Source organism: Halobacillus sp. BBL2006 (assembly GCF_000786645.1).
Classification (GTDB): domain Bacteria; phylum Bacillota; class Bacilli; order Bacillales; family Halobacillaceae; genus Halobacillus.
The window spans coordinates 1-2,596 of sequence record NZ_JRNX01000683.1; the positions used below are offsets into that span (position 1 = coordinate 1).

Annotated in this window: 2 protein-coding genes; one reads left to right on the forward strand and one right to left on the reverse strand. The window is 44.6% G+C overall.

All coding sequences use genetic code 11. The features are described from left to right. Nucleotides 1-528 (forward strand): S1C family serine protease (locus tag LD39_RS18220; RefSeq protein WP_035551273.1); only part of this gene is annotated, 528 nt, incomplete at its 5' end. Nucleotides 529-1,387: 859 nt separating this feature from the next. Here LD39_RS18220 and LD39_RS18225 read toward each other — a convergent pair. Next, a partial coding sequence (locus LD39_RS18225) for a sodium:alanine symporter family protein (protein WP_035551278.1) occupies nt 1,388-2,596 on the reverse strand: 1,209 nt, incomplete at its 5' end.

The following is a 2,596-nucleotide window of genomic DNA, read 5'->3' on the forward strand; positions in this document are numbered from 1 at the left end:
GGACTGGAAGATTGGCAGGCGGAGGTTATTCAAACCGATGCAGCGATCAACCCGGGGAACAGTGGAGGAGCTCTGATCAATATCGATGGTCAGCTGATTGGTATCAACTCAATGAAAATTGCGCAGTCTGCTGTTGAAGGGATTGGATTTGCTATTCCAATCGATTCAGCGATGCCGATCATCAATGAGCTGGAAGAGTTCGGTCAGGTGAATCGACCTTATATCGGCATTGAAGCTTATGGATTGAATGAAGTTCCGACATCAGAATGGAATAACACATTGAATCTGCCTGAAGAAGTCGAAGGCGGCCTTTACATTCGAAGTATTAGGCAGATGTCTCCAGCTGCGAAAGCAGGATTGAAGCCGTTGGATGTTATTACGGAGCTTGATGGACAAAAAGTCGAGGATATCATTGATTTACGCAAGTACTTGTACAATGAGAAAGATCCGGGTGATGAAATGGAAATCACCTATTATCGTGACGGAGAAAAGAATACAGTAACAGTAACTTTAGGATCACAAGAATAGCAACAAAAGAGAGGGTATCCATCGGAATGGACCCTCTCTTTTCTTTGTTTAACTTAAAACCATTATCCACAGGGTGTGCATATCCCTCTGGATAAATAGCATATATGGTAGTAGATCCTATGTTCGCTACCATATAGCCCTATGGGTTTGTGTATATGTGGATGGAATCTGTGGATAACCTGTTCATAGGGTTGGATAACTTGTGAATATTAGAAAATTAACAATAGTTGTGCATAAGTCTGTGGACAATTGTGGGTAACTAAAAACGTTAGTTTATTTTTCCACATGTGTATAACCTTTTACCCTTTTAAAATAAAGGAATCGTAAAGTTTGTGAACCCCTTGTCAATTTTTCTTCTACCTATCATCTGCACCGGCTGGAATGAAATACGTACACATGACCGCCTTTTCAGTAACGACATTCGAAAGTTTCCTCAAGCTCCCCGTTTCATCGGTGCTCTTCGGAGTTTTTTCTTGTATTATTGGGAAAATCCTATGATGACCGGGGGAGTCTAACGTTTCTCATCCCCCCGTAACTTAAGGAGATTCACGGACCCGTATAAATGAGAGGAGTTATTCGTCTTCCTGTATTTTGCGACTTATTCAGTATGCTGCGTTTAAGAAGTATTCATACTCCCATGGAAAGCGAGTGATTTCCTGGACCTCCTTTTTCTATCCAAGTATCGGAAAACAGGAAAAACCTCGAAACAGAGTCTTCAACAATCGGGAGCATTAATGGATTAAAAAAATCTATAACAAGACGTAATTCAGCTCGATAGGAAGAGTCAAATCCTTCTCAAGTTAGTAAAAAAACCGTCCAGAGTATAAACTCTGGACGGTTTTGTATGCTCAATCTGAATTTATAAGGACTGTTTCCAACTCGCTTTAATTACCTTTGTTAAACCGAGCAAGGCTAAAATGTTAGGAATGACCATCAAAGCGTTAAACGTATCGGCCATTTCCCATACAAAGTCTACCTGGACGAGCGCACCGACTACGATAAACACGAGCACGATGCTTCGATAAACGCCGACAGCTTGATCACCGAATAGGAATTTAACATTGACTTCGCCGAAATAAGCCCAGCCTAATATTGTTGTAAAAGCGAAAAACAACAAACAGATGGCTATGAAAGGAGTACCGAATGAACCTAGTCCGCGTGCAAAACCTTCCTGGGTGATGGCACTTCCTTCAAGTCCGGATTTGTGAGCATTCGTGAGCAACACAACCATAGCAGTCAGAGTACAAATGATCACTGTATCAATAAATACACCAACCATGGCTACCAGCCCCTGGTGTGAGGGGTGTTTCACGTCGGCGACCGCATGAGCGTGAGGAGTAGAACCCATCCCTGCTTCGTTTGAAAACAATCCTCGGGCAATGCCGTACCGGATCGCTTCTTTAATCGTCGCTCCGAGTGCTCCGCCTGCTGCGGCTTCCGGACTAATCGCTGCCTGGACGATCAATTGAAGCGTTGGAATGACCTGATCTGCATGAGTGACAAGTATAACCAGGCTTCCTACGATGTAAAGAAGGGCCATAAATGGCACGACGTTACCGGCAAAGTTGGAAATGCGGCTGATTCCGCCGAATAAAATCAACCCAACAAAAACAGCGACCAAAACACCGATGATCAGGTTCACAGTCATGGACTGAGTCCCGATGGCCTGGTTCATCGCTACGGTGATTGCGTTGGATTGCACCATGTTTCCGACGAAGCCGAGCGCGATGATAATGGCGATTGCAAAGAAGATCGCAAGCCCACGGCTGCCAAGGCCGTCGCGAATATAGTAAGCCGGACCACCGATATAATGATTCCCTTTCTTCACACGGTATTTTTGAGCGAGTACCGCTTCTGAAAAGATCGTTGCCATACCGAAAAATGAACTGAGCCACATCCAAAAGATGGCGCCGGGGCCACCTGAAGCGATGGCTGTCGCCACTCCTGCGAGGTTTCCTGTTCCCACCTGCGCTGAAATGGAAGTGGCCAGCGCCTTAAAGGAGTTAATTCCTTCTGTTTTGTCTTTTTTAAACAAGGGTGCAAACGTCAGTTTAAATCCTCTGCCAAG